This window comes from Paroceanicella profunda (genome assembly GCF_005887635.2).
Lineage (GTDB): Bacteria > Pseudomonadota > Alphaproteobacteria > Rhodobacterales > Rhodobacteraceae > Paroceanicella > Paroceanicella profunda.
Genome location: NZ_CP040818.1, coordinates 461711 through 478547, shown reverse-complemented (window position 1 = coordinate 478547; position 16837 = coordinate 461711). Strand labels below are relative to the sequence as shown.

General features: G+C 70.9%; 13 protein-coding genes. 1 reads left to right on the top strand and 12 read right to left on the bottom strand.

The features are described 5' to 3' along the window. Positions 1 to 104: 104 nt before the first annotated feature. Both FDP22_RS02115 and mazG read right to left on the bottom strand, forming a co-directional pair. Entirely contained in the window at positions 105 to 1106 is a 1002-nt protein-coding gene (locus FDP22_RS02115; protein ID WP_138576643.1) for a Fe(3+) ABC transporter substrate-binding protein, read from the bottom strand. Between the two features lie 88 nt (positions 1107 to 1194). Further along, entirely contained in the window at positions 1195 to 2061 is an 867-nt protein-coding gene (gene mazG / locus FDP22_RS02110) for a nucleoside triphosphate pyrophosphohydrolase (protein WP_138576645.1), read from the bottom strand. Between the two features lie 130 nt (positions 2062 to 2191). Here mazG and FDP22_RS02105 point away from each other — a divergent pair, with 130 nt between their 5' ends. Further along, a complete protein-coding gene (locus tag FDP22_RS02105) occupies positions 2192 to 3364 on the top strand; it encodes a M20 aminoacylase family protein (RefSeq protein WP_138576647.1) in 1173 nt (390 codons plus the stop codon). Positions 3365 to 4438: 1074 nt separating this feature from the next. Here the strand turns inward: FDP22_RS02105 and FDP22_RS02095 are convergent. The 10 genes from FDP22_RS02095 to FDP22_RS02050 form a co-directional block, all read right to left on the bottom strand. Next, complete coding sequence (locus tag FDP22_RS02095) at positions 4439 to 5434, bottom strand: P1 family peptidase (protein WP_138576651.1); 996 nt, start codon at positions 5432 to 5434, stop codon at positions 4439 to 4441. A gap of 3 nt (positions 5435 to 5437) precedes the next feature. Continuing rightward, entirely contained in the window at positions 5438 to 6370 is a 933-nt protein-coding gene (locus FDP22_RS02090) for a 2-hydroxyacid dehydrogenase (RefSeq protein WP_138576653.1), read from the bottom strand. Positions 6371 to 6399: 29 nt separating this feature from the next. Then, the gene (rodA, locus tag FDP22_RS02085; protein ID WP_138576655.1) at positions 6400 to 7539 is read right to left on the bottom strand and encodes a rod shape-determining protein RodA; all 1140 of its coding nucleotides are present in this window, start codon (positions 7537 to 7539) and stop codon (positions 6400 to 6402) included. A gap of 19 nt (positions 7540 to 7558) precedes the next feature. Further along, positions 7559 to 9490: a penicillin-binding protein 2 gene (gene mrdA, locus FDP22_RS02080; protein WP_138576657.1), complete on the bottom strand. Its 1932-nt coding sequence runs from the start codon at positions 9488 to 9490 to the stop codon at positions 7559 to 7561. After that, complete coding sequence (mreD, locus tag FDP22_RS02075) at positions 9487 to 10014, bottom strand: rod shape-determining protein MreD (protein ID WP_138576659.1); 528 nt, start codon at positions 10012 to 10014, stop codon at positions 9487 to 9489. The genes mrdA and mreD overlap by 4 nt, the downstream gene beginning before the upstream one ends. After that, positions 10011 to 10922: a rod shape-determining protein MreC gene (gene mreC, locus FDP22_RS02070; RefSeq protein WP_277884144.1), complete on the bottom strand. Its 912-nt coding sequence runs from the start codon at positions 10920 to 10922 to the stop codon at positions 10011 to 10013. The genes mreD and mreC overlap by 4 nt, the downstream gene beginning before the upstream one ends. 54 nt (positions 10923 to 10976) lie before the next feature. Continuing rightward, on the bottom strand, positions 10977 to 12014 hold the full coding sequence (locus FDP22_RS02065) for a rod shape-determining protein (protein ID WP_138576661.1): 1038 nt from the start codon (positions 12012 to 12014) through the stop codon (positions 10977 to 10979). A gap of 561 nt (positions 12015 to 12575) precedes the next feature. Next, complete coding sequence (locus FDP22_RS02060) at positions 12576 to 14156, bottom strand: 2-isopropylmalate synthase (RefSeq protein ID WP_138576663.1); 1581 nt, start codon at positions 14154 to 14156, stop codon at positions 12576 to 12578. Between the two features lie 659 nt (positions 14157 to 14815). Further along, positions 14816 to 15736, bottom strand: a complete 921-nt coding sequence (locus FDP22_RS02055; protein ID WP_170317555.1) for a DUF2927 domain-containing protein — start codon at positions 15734 to 15736, stop codon at positions 14816 to 14818. A gap of 16 nt (positions 15737 to 15752) precedes the next feature. Then, a complete protein-coding gene (locus FDP22_RS02050; RefSeq protein ID WP_170317554.1) occupies positions 15753 to 16676 on the bottom strand; it encodes a DUF2927 domain-containing protein in 924 nt (307 codons plus the stop codon). Positions 16677 to 16837 lie beyond the last annotated feature (161 nt).

The window sequence follows — 16837 nt, the reverse complement described above, 5'->3', positions numbered from 1 at the left end:
GTAACTCAAAGCCAGCGCGCGGAAAAGCCCTTCCGGGCCTCCGCGCGCCGCATTCTCCGCCTGCCCGGGGGCGACGCGCCGCGCCGCCGCCCGGAGCGGGGGGCTCACTCGTCGTAGCCGGTGCGCTCCACGATGCGCAGCGCCTCGGCGCGGTGCGAGGCGACCTCGGTGAGCGGGATGGAATCGGGCTCGAACTCTCCCCAGGCCGCCACGGTCTCGGAGAAGGGCACGCCCTCCTTCAGCGGGAACTCGTAGTTCAGCTCGGCATAGAGGTGCTGGGCCTCCTCGGTGGTGAGGAATTCCATCAGTTTCAGCGCGTTGTCGCGGTTCGGCGCCGCGGCCGTCATCGCCACGCCGGAGACGTTCATATGCGCGCCGCCGCCCTCGAACACCGGGTAGACCACGTTCACCGCGTCGGCCCACTGTGCCTCTTCCGGGTCGTTGAGCATCAGGCCCATGTAGTAGGTGTTGCCGAGCGCGATGTCGCATTCGCCGGACCAGATCGCCTTCGCCTGCGCGCGGTCATTGCCCTGCGGCTTGCGGGCGAGGTTGGCCTTCAGCCCCTTCACCCACTCCTCGGCCGCCTCGGCGCCGTGATGGGCGATATAGGCCGAGATCAGCGCGATGTTGTAGTTGTGCATGCCCGAGCGGGTGCACAGCTTGCCCTGCCACTTCGGGTCCGCCAGGTCCTCGTAGGTGGTGATGGCGCCGGCCTCCACGCGCTCCTTCGAGGCATAGACCACGCGGGAGCGGGCTGTGAGGCCGAACCACTGGTTGTCCGTGTCGCGGAACTCCGCCGGGATGTTCGCGTCGATCACCGCGCTCTCCACGGGCTGGGTCACCCCGGCCTCGACCACGGCGGAGAGGTTGGCGATGTCGACCGTCAGCACCAGATCGGCGGGGGTGCGGTCGCCCTCGGCGCGCAGGCGCTCGATCAAGCCCTTGTCGATGAACACGACATTCACCGCGATGCCGGTCTCCTCGGTGAAGCGCTCGAAGAGCGGGTCGATCAGGTCCGGCTGGCGGGTGGAGTAGACGTTCACCTCCTGCGCGAGGGCGGGGGCCGCCGCGAGCGCGAGGCCGGCGGCAAGGACGAGGGATTTCATGAGCGGGTCCTCCCGGATGACTCTGTTCAGATGGGCCCGCATTAGGCCAGTGCGGCGCGTCCGGTCAATCCCTGATAAAAACACTCACCTAAGCGCGATCTTCTGCCGCGGCCCGGGCGGCCTTCTCCTCGGCCTTGATGGCGTCCCAGTGGGCGTCCATTTCGGCGAGGGTGGATTGCGCGGGGCTGCTGCCTTCGGCGGCCAGGCGCGCCTCCACGCCGCGGAAGCGCCGCTCGAACTTCGCGTTCACCCGGCGCAGGGCGGCCTCCGGGTCGATCCCGAGGTGGCGGCCGAGATTGGCCATCACGAACATGAGGTCGCCGTATTCCTCCTCGCGGTCGGCGGCGGTGTCCGCCTCGGCCAGCTCGCGCGCCTCCTCCACGATCTTGTCGAGCACGTGGGAGGCGTCCGGCCAGTCGAATCCCACCCGGGCGGCGCGGTTCTGCAGCTTCACCGCGCGGGTGAGGCCGGGCAGGGTGACGGCCACCCCGTCCAGGGCGCTCGGCGCCCGGGCCGGCTTCGCGCCGCGCTCGGCGGCCTTGATGCGCTCCCAGTCCGCGGTCTGCTCCTCGGGCGTGCGGTGCCCCGCGGCGGCGCCGAACACGTGCGGGTGGCGGCGGACCATCTTGTCGCACACGGCGCGCACCACGTCCGCGAAGGCGAAGGCGCCCTCCTCCTCGGCCATCTGCGCGTGGTAGACGGTCTGCAGCAAGAGGTCGCCCAGTTCCGAGCACAGCTCGGCCCGGTCCCCGCTCTCGATGGCCTCGGCCACCTCGTAGGCCTCCTCCACCGTGTAGGGCGCGATGGAGCGGAAGTCCTGTTCCAGGTCCCAGGGGCAGCCGCCGTCGGGGTCGCGCAGGCGGCGCATGATCTCCAGAAGCCGCTCCAGGCCCGCCTCCCGATCCTGCACGAGGGTTTCGGAATCGCTCCTGGCAAGGGGGGTACGGGCGGTCATCGGCGGTCTCCTCGGGGCTGGGGCCCGCCCTTGATGGCGGGGAACGCCCCGCGGATCAAGGGCGGGCATCGGGCGATTGACGCGCTGCGACATGCGGGCTTTGATGTGGCACCAACTTCAGGAGAGGTCCATGCCCGTCATCAACCGCATCGCAGAGTTCCATCCCGAGATCACCGAGTGGCGACGCCACATCCATGCCAACCCGGAACTGCTGTTCGACACTCACAAGACCTCGGCCTTCGTGGCGCAGAAGCTGCGCGAGTTCGGCTGCGACGAGGTGGTGGAAGGCATCGGGCGCACCGGCGTGGTGGGGCTCATCCGCGGCAAGGCGACCGGCTCCGGCAGGGTGATCGGCATGCGCGCGGACATGGACGCCCTGCCCATCACCGAGCGGCGCGCCGACGTGCCGCACAAGTCCACCAACCCCGGGGTGATGCATGCCTGCGGCCATGACGGCCACACCGCCATGCTGCTGGGCGCCGCCAAGTACATGGCCGAGACGCGGAATTTCGACGGTGCGGTTGCCGTCATCTTCCAGCCGGCCGAGGAGGGCGGCGGCGGCGGCAAGGAGATGGTCGACGACGGCATGATGGAGCGCTTCGGCATCAACGAGGTCTACGGCATGCACAACTGGCCCGGCGTTCCCGAGGGCTCGTTCTGGACCCGGCCCGGCCCGGTGATGGCGGCGGCCGACCAGTTCGACTTCAGGATCATCGGCAAGGGCGCCCATGCCGCGAAGCCGCACGAGGGGCGGGACCCGATCCAGTGCGCGGTGCAGATGGTCTCGGCGTTCCAGACCATCGTCTCGCGCAACCTCGACCCGCTGGAGAGCCTGGTGATCTCGGTGACGAAGTTCATCGGCGGCACGGCGCACAACGTGATTCCGGGCGACGTGACCATCTCCGGCACGGTGCGCACCCTCACCGACGAGGTACGCGACCTCGCCGAGAAGCGCATGCGCGGCGTGGCGCTGGGCATCGCCGCGGCGCATGACTGCGAGGTGGAGATCGACTACCGCCGCGGCTACCCGGTGGTGGTGAACCACGAGGCGGAGACCGAGTTCGCCGCCTCCGTGGCGCGGACCGTGGTGGGCGAGGACAGGGTGCGCACCGATGCGACCCCGGTGATGGGCGGCGAGGATTTCGCCTACATGCTGGAGGCCCGGCCGGGCAACTTCGTGTTCATTGGCCAGGGCGACACAGCCGGTGTCCATCACCCGGACTATGATTTCAACGACGACATCATCCCCGTGGGCGCGACCTACTGGGCGAAGCTCGCCGAAACCGCGATGCCGGCCGGCTGACCGCGCCGGGGCGGCGGGCCCTCGCTTCGCCCGCCGCCCCCCACACCACGCATCCTCCCCGTTGCCCGCCATGTGCGGCGACCACGGCCAGCGGGCCGCAAACCGGGCAGCACCTCCGCCAGGCAAGGCGCCCACTCCCCGTGACACAGGTCACAGCCGGATCGCGCAGGCGGATCCGGCGCGGCGCGCGACCCTCTGCCGCAACACGCCCTCCCCGCCCGCGCGCGCCTGCCCCCGCCCCGCGGACAAGGACCCCGGCCCTCCGAAACCCCTTGCATCCGCCCCGTCCCGTGCTGACGCCTTCTCATCAGGCATCAGGCATCAGGCATCAGGCATCAGGCATCAGGCATCAGGCATCAGGCATCAGGCATCAGGCATCAGGCATCAGGCATCAGGCATCAGGCATCAGGCATCAGGCATCAGGCATCAGGCATCAGGCATCAGGCATCAGGCATCAGGCATCAGGCATCAGGCATCAGGCATCAGGCATCAGGCATCAGGCATCAGGCATCAGGCATCAGGCATCAGGCATCAGGCATCAGGCATCAGGCATCAGGCATCAGGCATCAGGCATCAGGCATCAGGCGTGCCGCACGGCAGGCTTGACGGGCAGCCGCGGCGCACTGGCCGGTCAACGGTCGCGGGATGCGCGGAAACGCGGCGCTGGCGCCGGATGCGCAGCATCCGGCCGGGCCCAAAGGGGCGGACACCGCCAGGTGGCCGCATCACGGGAGCGCTCCGCCTCCGGATCAGCCGGGCGACCGGGCCCGGGGGGCTCCCGTCCTGCGTCGACCCGCCCCTCGCGGGGCGCGTCTCCTGCGGTTTGGGCCGGGCCGCGCTGGCGCGCGGCAGGCTGTCTGTGGAGGGCCGGGACTTCCGGCGAAATCCGTGCGGCTGGGCGGTGTCGGATGCGTGATGTGCGAGGGTGAGCGGCCCGCAGGCGCATGGCCCCCGCCGGCGGACCTCCGGCAGCGGGAGGGGTCTGGGCGGAGGCCGGCGGATCGCCTTCCGGCATGACACGTAACGGGCAAGCGTGGGAGGACGTGCGGGTATGGTCGTTCCGCTGGGGCCGGTTCAGAGGTCGCGCCAGGCGGGCAGGTCGGAGATGGCGGTGGCTTCGTACACCCCCCGGGCGATGGCGCGGGAGAGGCAGGTCGCGGCCATCGTGCCCAGGATGTAGAGCTCGTCCGCCCCGATCCCCGCCTCGCGCCCGGTGGAGAGCGCGAAGACCGTGTCGCCGTCGAAGGGCGTGTGTGCCGGGTGCAGCGCCCGGGAGAGCCCGTCCTGTGCCATGATCGCGAGGCGGCGGGCCTGCGCCTTGGTGAGGGAAGCGTCGGTGGCCACCGCCGCGATGGTGGTGTTCGCGCCGGGCACCGGGCGCTTGGACGGGATGGCGGTGGGCCAGGGTGCGTGCGGAGGCATGGCCAGGCCGCCGAATTCCCCGTCGATCTCCCAGGGTGCGGCGAGGAAGGCCCTGGTGCCGGGGATCAGCGCCGAGCCGAGCGCGTTCACCGCGACCACCGCACCGACCGTCAGCGCTGCCGCCCCCTCGCGCTGCCAGACCAGCGAGGCGGAGCCGAGGCCGCCCTTCAGCCCCGCCGTCGTGGCCCCGTAGCCGGCACCCGCGGTGCCGAGCGCGAAGCGGGCCCCGGCGGCGGCGGCCGCGGCGCGGCCGAGAGCGCGGTAGGGCAGGGTTTCGCCGGGGGCCGAGGGGTCCCGGCGCTGGGGCAGGTCGAAGAGGATGGCCGCCGGCACGATGGGCACCAGGGAATCGCGCACCGCGAGCCCGCGGCCCTGGTCGCGCAGCCATTCCATCACGCCGCTGGCCGCCTCCAGCCCCCAGGCCGAACCGCCGGAGAGCACGATGGCGTCCACCCGCTCGTTCAGCGCGTCGGGCTCGATGGCGGTGATCTCGCGCGTGCCGGGCCCGCCGCCGCGCACGTCCGCCGCGGCCACTGCCCGGATGTCGGGCAGGATGACGGTGGTGCCGGTGCCGTAGTCCGGCGCCTCGGCATTGCCGAGGGCGATGCCGGGCACGTCGGTGATCAGGTTCAGCGGGCCCGGGCGCATGGCTCAGTACCCGGCGGCGCGGTCGACGAGATGCAGCAGCAGCGCGCCCGCCTCGGCCCGGCGCATGTTCTCGGCCACCACCTGCGCGGCGGTCTCGGGCCGGGTGGCGGAGGCGATGTGCGGGGTGACCGTCACGCCTTTCGAGGCCCAGAACGGGTGCTCGGGCGGCAGCGGCTCCTGGCGGAACACGTCCAGCGTGGCATGGCCGAGCGCGCCGGAGGCCAGCGCGGCCAGCAGCGCGTCATCGTCGATCAGCGGGCCGCGGCCGGGGTTCACGATGCAGGCGCCTTGCGGCAGCAGGGCGAGGCGCTTCGCGTCCAGCAGGTTCCCGGTGGAGGGGGTGAGGGGCAGCAGCAGCACGAGGATCTCGGCGCGGGCGAGGGCCTCCTCCAGCCCGTCGTCGCCGGAGAGGCAGGCGACGCCGGGGATCTCCTTCGCGCGGCGGCTCCAGCCCACCACGTCGAAGTTGAGCCCCGCCAGCGCCCGGGCGCAGGCGCCGCCGAGCTGGCCGAGGCCCAGCACCGAGACCTTCCGGTTGCGCGCCAGCGGCGGCACCACGTCATTGCGCCAGACGCCGTCCTGGCCGTGGATATGCGCGTCCATCCCGAGGTGGTGGCGCAGCACGTGGCCGGTGACGAACTCCACCATGCCCTCCACCAGCCCCGGGTCCACCATCCGGGTGAGCGGCATGGTGAGCGTGGGGTTGCCGATGATCTTCTCCACCCCGGCCCAGAGGCTGAACACCGCCTTCACGCCCGGCAGGGTGGAAAAGTCCGACAGGGTGCCGCCGGGGGCGTAGATCACGTAGTCGAAGTCACCGCCGTCGGGCTCGGCCACGAGGTCGACCTCCAGCCCGGCCGCCGCGAAGGCGTGGGTGAGGTGGGGGGACCATTCGGGCCAGTAGCGCGCGGGGGCGGCGAGAAGTGCACGGATCACGGGGGATGTCCTTGAGGCTGGGGAGAAGGTCAGCGCGGCTTGTGCACATGCGCGGACTGCAGCAGCCCGAAGGCCCCCATCAGCACCAGCATGGCCGAACCGCCGTAGGAAACGAGGGGCAGCGGCACGCCGACCACCGGCGCCAGCCCCATCACCATCGCCATGTTGATGGCGAAGTAGAGGAAGAAGGTTGCGGTGATGCCGCCGGTGACCAGCGAGCCGAACCGGTCCCGGTTGGTGAGCGCGGAGAGCGTGCCGAGCGCGATGATCAGCGTGTAGAGGCCCAGCAGCGAGATGGAGCCGACGAAGCCGAACTCCTCCGACAGCGTGGTGAAGATGAAGTCCGTGTGCTTCTCCGGCAGGAAGTTCAGCCGGCTCTGCGTGCCCTGCATGAAGCCCCGCCCGGTGAGCCCGCCGGAGCCCATGGCGATGGTGGACTGGGTGATGTGGTAGCCGGCGCCCAGCGGGTCGGACGAGGGGTCGAGGAAGGTGGAGATGCGGCGGAACTGGTAGTCCTTCAGCAGCTGCCAGTCCGTGCCCTGGCTGGTCATCACGGTGAACACCACGGCGCAGGCCGCCAGCGCCGCCGTGCCGAAATACCACAGGCTCACCCCGGCGAGGAACATCACCACCGCCGCCCCGATGCCCAGCAGCAGCGCCGTGCCGAGGTCCGGCTGCATCAGCACGAGGCCCATGGGCAGCAGGGTGAGGATGACCGGCGGGATCACCCAGAGCGGGCGCGAGACCTTCTCCGGGTCCAGCCAGTCATAGTAGCGGGCCAGAACCAGCACGAGGGCGATCTTCATCACCTCCGAGGGCTGGAGCTGGAAGAAGCCGAGATCGATCCAGCGCTGGGCGCCCATGCCCACCTCGCCGATGAATTCCACCGCCACCAGCAGCGCCAGCGAGCCGAGGTAGGAGGGAATGGCCAGGCTGCGCCAGAAGCGGATGTTGATCATCGCCACCACCAGCATCAGCGCGAACCCGGCGCCGAACCGCATCATCTGGCGCTGCGACCAGGGCTCCAGCGAGCCGTCGGCCACGGAGAACAGCATGAGGAACCCCACGCAGGACACGGCCGCCAGCAGCACCGCGATGCCCCAGTGGAAGTAGAGGATCTTCGCCGGCCCGGAGGGGATGCGGCTGCCCGGTGGCGGAACGAAGCTCATCGACGGTCCTCCGCGCCGCTCATGCGCGGTCATGCGCCGGACGGGCCGGCGCCTCCGGCTGCAGGGCGCGGCGCTGCTCGATCTCGTCGCGGTCGCTCGCCGGATAGGCCGAGAGCGGCGGAGGCCCCTTGTAGAGCGCCTGCAGCAGCAAATCGCGGCAGATCGGGGCGCAGACGGAGGAGCCGCCGCCGCCATGCTCCACGATCACCGACACCGCGAAGCGCGGCGCCTGCACCGGGGCATAGGCCACGAACAGCGCGTGGTCGCGGCGGTTCCACGGCAGGTCCTCGTTGCGGAACACGCCCAGGCGGCGCTCCTCGGCGGAGATCTGCCGCACCTGGCTGGTGCCGGACTTGCCGGCCATCGCCAGGCTGTCGTCTTCGATGCGCGAGCGCCAGCCGGTGCCGTGGCGCTCGTTCACCACGGCGTTCATGCCGCCGCGCACGGCGGCGAGGTGGCGCGGGTCCAGGCCGATGTCCGGCGCCTCCTCCGGCGCGATCAGCTTGCTGTCCACCCCGCGCACCAGCCGGGGCACCACGGCGCGGCCGGTGGCCACCCGCGCGCTCATCACCGCAAGCTGCAGCGGCGTGGCCAGCACGTAGCCCTGGCCGATGCCGGCGTTGATCGAATCGCCCACCAGCCAGCTCTGGTTCTGGGTGCGCTGCTTCCAGTCCCGCGTGGGGGTGAGCCCCTCAGAAATGGCCGGCAGCGGCAGGTCATGGCGCACCCCGATGCCCAGCCGGTTCGCCATGGCGGAGATCTTGTCGATGCCCACGCGCCGGGCCATCTCGTAGAAATAGACGTCGCAGGAGTTCTTCAGACCGTCATGCAGGTTCATGTGGCCGTGTCCGCCCCGGCGCCAGCAGTGGAAGCGGCGGTTGCCCACCTCCATGTAGCCCGGGCAGAACACCGTCTCGTTCACCGTGGCGGCGCCGTCGGCCAGCGCGGCCAGCGCCACGGTCATCTTGAAGGTGGAGCCCGGCGGGTAGGCGCCGGAAACCGACTTGTTGGAGAGCGGGCGGTAGGGGTCGTTCAGCAGGCCGTTCCAGTTCGTGGAGGAGATGCCGAAGACGAAGAGGTTCGGGTCGAACCCCGGCGCGGAGGCCATGGCCATCAGGTCGCCGGTGTGCACGTCCATCACCACGGCCGCCGCGCTCTGCCCGGCGAGGCGCTGCAGCGCGAAGTTCTGCAGGTCGAGGTCGATGGTGAGCTGCAGGTTGGCGCCGGCGGTGCCCTCCGTGCGGTCCAGCTCGCGCATCACCCGGCCCACGGAGTTCACCTCGATGCGGCTGAGGCCGGCATGGCCGCGCAGCTTGCCCTCGTCGAGCTTCTCCACCCCGGTCTTGCCGATCTGGAAGCGCGGGATCTGCAGCAGCGGGTCCGGGTCCTCCTGCTCCTTCAGGTCCTTCTCGGAGACCGGGCCCACGTAGCCCACCAGGTGCGAGGTCGCCTCGCGCTCCGGGTAGAAGCGCGACAGGCCCACCTCCGGGATGATGCCGGGCAGGGCGGGGCTGTTGGCCGACACCCGGGCGAACTCGGTGTAGTTCAGGTGCTCGGCCACGGTGACGGGCACGAAGGCGCTCTTCTGGCGCACTTCCTTGAGCACCCGGGCGCGCTGGGCCTCGGGAATCTCGATCAGGCTGGCGAGGCGGTTCAGCGCCTCCTCCGGGTCGCCCGCCTGCTCGCGGATCATCACGATGCGGTAGTTCTGCCGGTTCACCGCCAGGGCGCGGCCCTCACGGTCGAAGATCAGGCCGCGGGCCGGCGGGATCAGCCGCATGTTGATGCGGTTCTCCTCGGCCAGCAGGCGGTAGCGCTCGGAATTCTCCACCTGCAACTGGCGCATCCGCCAGCCCAGCACGCCCACCACGCCAAGCTGGCCGCCCAGCAGCAGCAGCCCGCGGCGCGAGATGCGCGGCCCGTCCTTCTTGGGAAATTGCTGTCGGCTCATGCAAGGCTCCTCAGTCCGGCGGCGCGCCCGCGCGACCCGGCGAGCGGGCGCAGCGCGAAGGCGATGAGCGGGTAGAGCAGCACCGTGCCCGCCGCGTGCTGCCACAGCAGGCCGAAGGCCGGGCGCGGCGAGAAGGTGAGCCAGAGCGCGATGCACTGGAAGGCGAGCAGCCCGATGAACAGCCCGCCCACCACCAGCCATTCGATCATGAACGGCCCGCGCACCAGCCCGTCGGCCATGCGCCGCAGCAGCTCGCTCACCCCCAGCAGCCCCAGCGCGCCGATGCCCAGCGGGCCGCCGCGCAGCAGGTCGGCCGCAAGTCCGATGGCGAAGATCACCAGCAGCGGCGCCGCCTCGGGCCGGCGCACCAGCCACACCGCGAGCGGCAGGAACACGAGGTCGGGCATCGGCATGTCGGTGGCCGACAGCCCCACCGGCGCCAGCGACACCAGCAGGCCCAGGGCCGCCACCACCGGCAGCGCCACCAGGCTGATCCAGGTGAGGGTGCTTTCGCGCGGGCTCACTGGGTGGTGTCCTGCGAGAGGTCCGGCAGGTCCGGCAGGGCGATGGGCCCGCCGGGCAGGATCAGCCCGCCCGGGCCCTCGATGCGCGGCGGCGGCGCGAAGCGCAGCACGCGCAGGAATTCCAGCCGCCGGTAATCGGCTGCGAGGCGCACGCGCACCGTGCCGTTCTGCAGGGTCACCACCTGGCCCACCAGCAGATCCGGCGGGAAGATGCCGCCGTCGCCGGAGGTGACCACCCGGTCGCCCGGGCTGATCTGGTCCACCGATTCCAGGAAGTCGAGCCGCGGGGCGTCGGTGTTGTCGCCGGTGATGATGGCGCGGCGGCCGGAGGGTTTCACGATCACCGGCACGCGGGAGTTCGCATCGGTGAGGAAGATCACCCGCGCCGTGTCGCGCCCCACGCCGGAGACCCGGCCGACGAGGCCCAGCCCGTCCACCGCGGCGGAGCCGTCCTCCACCCCGTCGCGCTCCCCGATGTTCAGGAGGGCGGATTGCAGGAAGGGCCCGCCCGAATCCGCCACCACCTCGCCGGTCACGAAGGCGAGCCGCGGCGAGAGGTGGACATTGTTGAGCGCGCGCAGCCGGGCGTTCTCCTGCTCCAGCTGCACGGCGGCCTCGCGCCAGCCGCGCAGGCGCTGCAGCTCACGGCGCAGCTCCTCGTTCTGCTCGTAGACGCGGGAGTAGGACTGGAAGTCCTCCGCCATGCGCACCACCCCGGCAAAGGGGGTGGAGGACCATTCGATGGAGGGGGCGACGGCGTCGATCAGCCCCATGCGCAGGCGTTCCACCCGCGGGCTGTCGATGCGCCAGAGCACGAAGAGCACCACGCAGACGGCGGCCATGACCGCCAGCAGGATCTGGCGGAACGTACGCCCGAAGCTGGGTACGGTGTCGCGGTTTGAGGCCAATCCGGTCCCCTTGCCCGTTCCGTCAGGCGTTTCCCGGGCGGGTGCCCGCAGGGCTTACACGCCGTAATCGATAACGTGCACCAGTTGTTTCTCGAATTCCAGCGCCTTGCCGGTGCCGAGCGCCACGCAGTCCAGCGCCGCATCGGCCACGGTGATCGCCAGCCCGGTCTGCTCGCGCAGCGCCACGTCGAGGTCGCCCAGGAGGGCGCCGCCGCCGGTGAGCATCACGCCCCGGTCCACGATGTCCGCCGCGAGGTCCGGCGGCGTGGCTTCCAGCGCCGTCATCACCGCTTCGCAGATCTGCTGCACCGTCTCCGACAGCGCCTCGGCGATCTGCACCTGGGTGATCTCGGTTTCCTTCGGCACGCCGTTGAGCAGGTCGCGGCCGCGGATCTCCATGGTCAGGCCCCGGCCGTCCTCGGGCATGCGTGCGGTGCCGATGGAGGTCTTGATTCGCTCGGCGGTCGATTCGCCCACCAGGATGTTGTGCTGGCGGCGCAGGTAGCTGATGATCGCCTCGTCCATCCGGTCGCCGCCCACGCGCACCGAGCGCGCGTAGACGATGTCGCCCAGCGAGAGCACGGCCACTTCCGTGGTGCCGCCGCCGATGTCCACCACCATCGAGCCGGTGGGATCGGTGATCGGCATGCCGGCGCCGATGGCCGCCGCGATCGGCTCCGCGATCAGGCCCGCCTTGCGCGCCCCGGCCGAGAGCACGCTCTCGCGGATCGCCCGCTTCTCCACCGGCGTGGCGCCATGCGGCACGCAGACGATCACCTTGGGCTTGGAGAAAGCGCCGGTCTTGCGCACTTTCCTGATGAAATGCTTGATCATTTCCTCGGCGACATCGAAGTCGGCGATCACGCCGTCACGCATGGGGCGGATGGCTTCGATGGAGCCGGGGGTGCGGCCGAGCATGAGTTTCGCGTCCTCGCCCACGGCGAGCACTTCCTTGCGGCCGCCCCGCACATGGTAGGCCACGACAGAGGGCTCGTTCAGCACGATTCCCTTGCCCTTCACGTAGATCAGTGTGTTCGCTGTCCCGAGGTCGATCGCCATATCAGACGAGAATACACCCGATAGTCCAAACATCGCTTCCCCGGTTTCCTTGAGTTCTGCCGATACGCCTCTAAGCGGCCGCGTGCCGCGGCTTCTCGCGCGCACCCTTATAGGAGGGGTGACGGAGCGGCGTAAAGGGCGATTCCGGGCGGGGCGGGCCGCCGCTGCGACAAAGTGACTGGCGTTTCCGACACAGGTTCGTGTGGAGGCGACCGCCTGCGGCGTGCAGTGCAGCACGCGGCCGGCGTGGCCGGAAGCACTGCCGCAACCGGTGCGTGCACGGGTGCGGGACGGCTGCGGCCGCGACGGCCGGGCAGGCTTGCCCGGGATGACGAAGGCGGTGGCAGGGCGCTCCGCGCGAAGGAGCCCGGAGGCGTCCGGCGCAACACGCGGGCAGCGGCGCCCGGGCGGAGACGGCAGGTCGCCCGGAAGGATGCGCACGTTCCGGGGAGCGGGGCCGTAGGGCCCCCCGCGGGATGGGCCCCCTGGGGCATCAGCGGCGCCGGCGGGCAGGCGAACCGGGGGCGGACTGCGGGAGGGGCGGCCGGTGGGCCGCCCCTCGGTCACTGTCGGGGGTCGCGCGGGGCCGGGGCCTCAGGCGCTCAGCGCCTGCGGGGCCGACTTCTTGCGCCGCACGATCAGCTTGTTGAGCGCGTTCACGTAGGCCTTGGTGGAGGCGACCACGGTGTCGGTGTCCGCGGACTGGCCGGAGGCGATCTTGCCCTCCTCCTCCAGGCGCACGGTCACGGTGGCCTGGGCATCGGTGCCCTCGGTCACCGCATGCACCTGGTAGAGCTGCAGCCGCGCGCCGCCATGCGGCACCAGCGCCTTCACCGCGTTGAAGGCGGCGTCCACGGGGCCGTCGCCGGTGGCGTGGGTCTCGTGGTCGGCGCCGTCGATCTCCAGCACCAGGTCGGCCGTCTGGGGCCCTTCGGTGCCGCAGACCACGCGCAGGCTCTTCACCCGGATGCGCTCGTTCGCGGCGGAGGAGGCCTCCACCTCCATCAGCGCGACGAGATCCTCGTCATAGACCTCCTTCTTGCGGTCGGCGAGCGCCTTGAACCGCACGAAGACGTCGGCGATCTGGTTGTCGCCCAGCTCGTAGCCCAGCTCCTTCAGCTTGTTCTTCAGCGCGTGCCGGCCGGAATGCTTGCCCAGCACCAGCGCGGTGGCGTTCAGGCCCACATCGGCCGGGCGCATGATCTCGAAGGTGCCGGAATGCTTCAGCATGCCGTCCTGGTGGATGCCGCTCTCATGCGCGAAGGCGTTCTTGCCCACGATCGCCTTGTTGAACTGCACCGGGAAGCCGGCGGCGGAGGCGACCATGCGGCTCGCCTGCATCAGCCGGGTGCTGTCCACGCCGGTGGAGAAGGGCATGATGTCGTTGCGCACGCGCAGCGCCATCACCACTTCTTCCAGCGCGGTGTTGCCGGCGCGCTCTCCCAACCCGTTGATGGTGCACTCGATCTGCCGCGCGCCCGCCTCCACGGCGGCGAGGGAGTTCGCCGTCGCCATGCCGAGGTCGTTGTGGCAATGCGTGGCGATGATGCACTTGTCGAGGCCGGGCACCCGCTCCAGCAGCATGCGGATGATCTGCGCGCTCTCGCCCGGCGCGGTGTAGCCCACGGTGTCGGGAATGTTGATGGTGGTCGCGCCGGCCTTCACCGCGGTCTCGATCGCGAGGCAGAGGAAATCCTCCTCCGTGCGCGTGGCGTCCATCGGCGACCACTGGATGTCCTCGCACAGGTTGCGCGCGTGGGAGACGGTGGCGGTGATCTTCTCCAGCACCTGCTCCTTGCTCATGGAGAGCTGATGCTCGCGGTGCAGGGGCGAGGTGCCGATGAAGGTGTGGATGCGCGGGCGCTTCGCGTGGCGCACGGCGTCCCAGCAGCGGTCGATGTCGCCGATGGAGGCGCGGGCCAGGCCGCAGATCACCGAGCGCTTCGCCAGCCGGGCGATGTCGGAGACCGCCTCGAAATCGCCTTCCGAGGCGATGGGGAAGCCGGCCTCGATGATGTCGACGCCCATGTCGTCGAGCAGCTCGGCGATGGCGAGCTTCTCCTCATGGGTCATCGAGGCGCCGGGCGACTGCTCGCCGTCACGCAGGGTGGTGTCGAAGATCAGCACGCGGTCCTGTTTCGCAGGGGCCTGCTTGTCAGCGGAAGGGGTGGTCATCTGAGCTGTTCCTTAGGTCCGGGATGTGCGGCGCGATCCGGATAACCCCTGAGCGCGCGCGCCGACGTCCCGGCACGCTCAGGGGCGACTAAGGAGAAGAATGGCAGCAAGACGCCCGGCGCGGGAAGCACCGTCGACCGTCAGATTGCTGTTCCGTTCAATTCTCATGGGACCACAGTATAGCGGCTGGTTCCGCGAAGGAAAGCCGGAATCTCCGGGGCCGTGCGGCGCGGCGCCTCGCGCCCTTGCGCGCCCCCGATGTGCGGCGCCATCGGGACGCAGGTGGACGAGGGCCGCATCCCGCGGGGGCTTCCCTGACGGCATACCGCAGCGGGCCGGCCCCCCGCGTGCCGGCCCGCCGCAGGGGCACCGTGGGCCCGGGCGGCCCCGTCGGCCGGCGGCACCCCTGCGGCCATGCGAGACTATTGGCCCTGCGGCGCCGTCGATCAGGGGACGGCGTCGGCCGGGGGGGCAGTCGATCAGGGGCACGGTCGGACAAAGTCGGACAAAAGGGCGCCGTCGGCCCCGGGGGATGCCGCCGACCCGGGCGACCCCCGGCGGCATAGGGAAGCCGCCGGCCCGGGGATGCGGTCGGCCCGGGGGCGCCGCTGCCTGTTCGCCGCCGCGCCTCGGTCAGGCGTGCGCCGGGGCGACGCTCCTCACCGCACGGTGGGGGCATCCCCAGCCGGCGCGCGCAGCGGCGTGTCGCGCCCGGCGGCGTCGGCGGCGAGGGCCCGGTCCGCCACGGCGGGCAGCAGGGGGCGGGCGTCTTCCGCGGTCATCCCGGTCTTCAGTGCCGGGTCGTAGAGCATGCGCAGCAGCAGCTCGTCATGCCGGGTGAGCAGGGCGAATTCCTGATCGTCGTTGAACATCGAGGGGCGCACGTCGTCGGCGTCGTTGTAGAGGCCCATCACCTGGGTGATCTCCTCCTGGATGCAGGCGTGGCGCAAGGCGTCGCGGGTCTCCGTCGGGATCAGCACCAGGGCGCGTTCTATCCTGTCCTCGTCGTCCTCCACGGGAATGAAATAGCACACCACGCGCCCCGGATGGTGGCGCAGCCGCCGCGACAGCCGGGTGGGCTTGCCCGACCGGCGCTCGAACCCGTCGGCAAGCTGAACCCGCCCGTCCTCGTCGGCGAGAAACAGGGTGATGGTGCCCTCGGAGGTGTTCCTTTCCAGCGGGCCGCTGGTCACCACCCTGATCGGCACGCCGCTCAGCGCGGTGAGCCGTGCGGTGGTCTCGCGGATCCAGGCGAGGGATTGTTCGAAATCCTCCCGCTCCATGGCCTCGGAGACAAACACCCGCAGGCGGATCGGCGTCTCCCACCGGGTGAGCGGCTTCGCGGGCGAGGATTTCGGCCTGTCCTCCTCGGCCTCCTCCTCGCTGTGCAGCGCCACCGTCTCGAAGTCGCGGATCAGCCCGTCCCGGGTCACCGGCGCGTCGGGCGGGTCATAATCGGTGCGCATGCGGTTGGTGGAGGCGAGCAGGTTCGTGTACTCGCGGTACTCGGTCTCCAGCGGGCGCTCGCAGGCGGAGACGGCGAGCAGGGCGGCGAAAAGCGGCAACAGGGCGGGTTTCATCGGCAGGGCTCGGCTCTCAGGAGGGGTCGGGGCCGGCCGGCCCGTCGGGCGCGGCGCGGCGCGGGTCGGCGGCATCGGCGGCGAGGGCGCGGTCGGCGACCGCGGGCAGCAGCGGGCGGATCTCCTGCGCGGTCATGCCCGGGCGCAGGGCCGGGTCGTAGAGCATGCGCAGCAGCAACTCGTCATGCCGGGTGAGCAGGGCGAATTCCTCGTCGTCGTTGAAGATGGAGGGGCGCACGTCGTCATCGTCGTTGTAGAGGCCCATCGCCTGGGTGATCTCCTCGTGGATGCAGGCGAGGCGCATGAGGCCATGGGTCTCCGACTTCATGATCATCAGCACCATGTCCAGCTCATGGGTGTCCGGGTCCGCGAGCGGGAAGAAGAAGCAGATCTCCTCCGGGGGCGTGTCGCGGATGTCGGCGGCCAGGCCTCCGGGGCGGGAGGCGCCGCGCGTGTCATCGGAGGAACCGTCGATGAGATCGGCCAACATCCGCCGGCTGTCCGCGTTGACGAACAGCACGAGGATGTCACCGCGCCTCACCGACACCGCGGGGCGGCGGGACAGGGTGATCGGCAGGCCGGTGAGTTCGGTGAGCCGGCGGGTGAGGTTCCTCGTCCAGCGGATGGTCTCCTCGACCTCCGCAGGATCGGCGTCGTCATCGAAGTTCAGCACCACCCGGGCGAAGCCGTTCCAGCGCTCCAGCGGGATGGGAGCGCCGGTGGTCTGGTTGCCGTCCGCGTCCACCCCCTGCTCGTAATGCAGCGCGACGGTCTCGAAGTCGCGCACCAGCATGTCGCGGGTCACCGGGGCGTCCTCGGGGTCGTAATCCGTGCGCATGGCGTTGACGGACACCAGCAGGTTTCCCATCTCGCGGTACTGCGCCTCCAGCGACCGTTCGCAGGCGGAGAGGGCGAGCAGCAGCGGCAGCACGCCCGTCATGGCCCGCATCGGCCGGAGCAGGCGCGCGCGCCTGAGCGGAGTGGCCGGGCGCAGGGCCCGGAGCGCGCGCCACGGTGAGGGCGCCTTCAGGGGGCCGGGTCGCAGGACCGGCTCCGGCACAGCGGTGCTCCGGGAAGGCGCGGTCCGGGCCGGGCGGCGGG

Excerpts from the sequence above, each read along its gene's own strand:
- FDP22_RS02115 (WP_138576643.1), bottom strand. The coding sequence starts at position 1,106 with ATGAAATCCCTCGTCCTTGCCGCCGGCCTCGCGCTCGCGGCGGCCCCC.
- mazG (WP_138576645.1), bottom strand. The coding sequence starts at position 2,061 with ATGACCGCCCGTACCCCCCTTGCCAGGAGCGATTCCGAAACCCTCGTG.
- FDP22_RS02105 (WP_138576647.1), top strand. The coding sequence starts at position 2,192 with ATGCCCGTCATCAACCGCATCGCAGAGTTCCATCCCGAGATCACCGAG.
- FDP22_RS02095 (WP_138576651.1), bottom strand. The coding sequence starts at position 5,434 with ATGCGCCCGGGCCCGCTGAACCTGATCACCGACGTGCCCGGCATCGCC.
- rodA (WP_138576655.1), bottom strand. The coding sequence starts at position 7,539 with ATGAGCTTCGTTCCGCCACCGGGCAGCCGCATCCCCTCCGGGCCGGCG.
- mrdA (WP_138576657.1), bottom strand. The coding sequence starts at position 9,490 with ATGAGCCGACAGCAATTTCCCAAGAAGGACGGGCCGCGCATCTCGCGC.
- FDP22_RS02065 (WP_138576661.1), bottom strand. The coding sequence starts at position 12,014 with ATGTTTGGACTATCGGGTGTATTCTCGTCTGATATGGCGATCGACCTC.
- FDP22_RS02060 (WP_138576663.1), bottom strand. The coding sequence starts at position 14,156 with ATGACCACCCCTTCCGCTGACAAGCAGGCCCCTGCGAAACAGGACCGC.
- FDP22_RS02055 (WP_170317555.1), bottom strand. The coding sequence starts at position 15,736 with ATGAAACCCGCCCTGTTGCCGCTTTTCGCCGCCCTGCTCGCCGTCTCC.
- FDP22_RS02050 (WP_170317554.1), bottom strand. The coding sequence starts at position 16,676 with ATGACGGGCGTGCTGCCGCTGCTGCTCGCCCTCTCCGCCTGCGAACGG.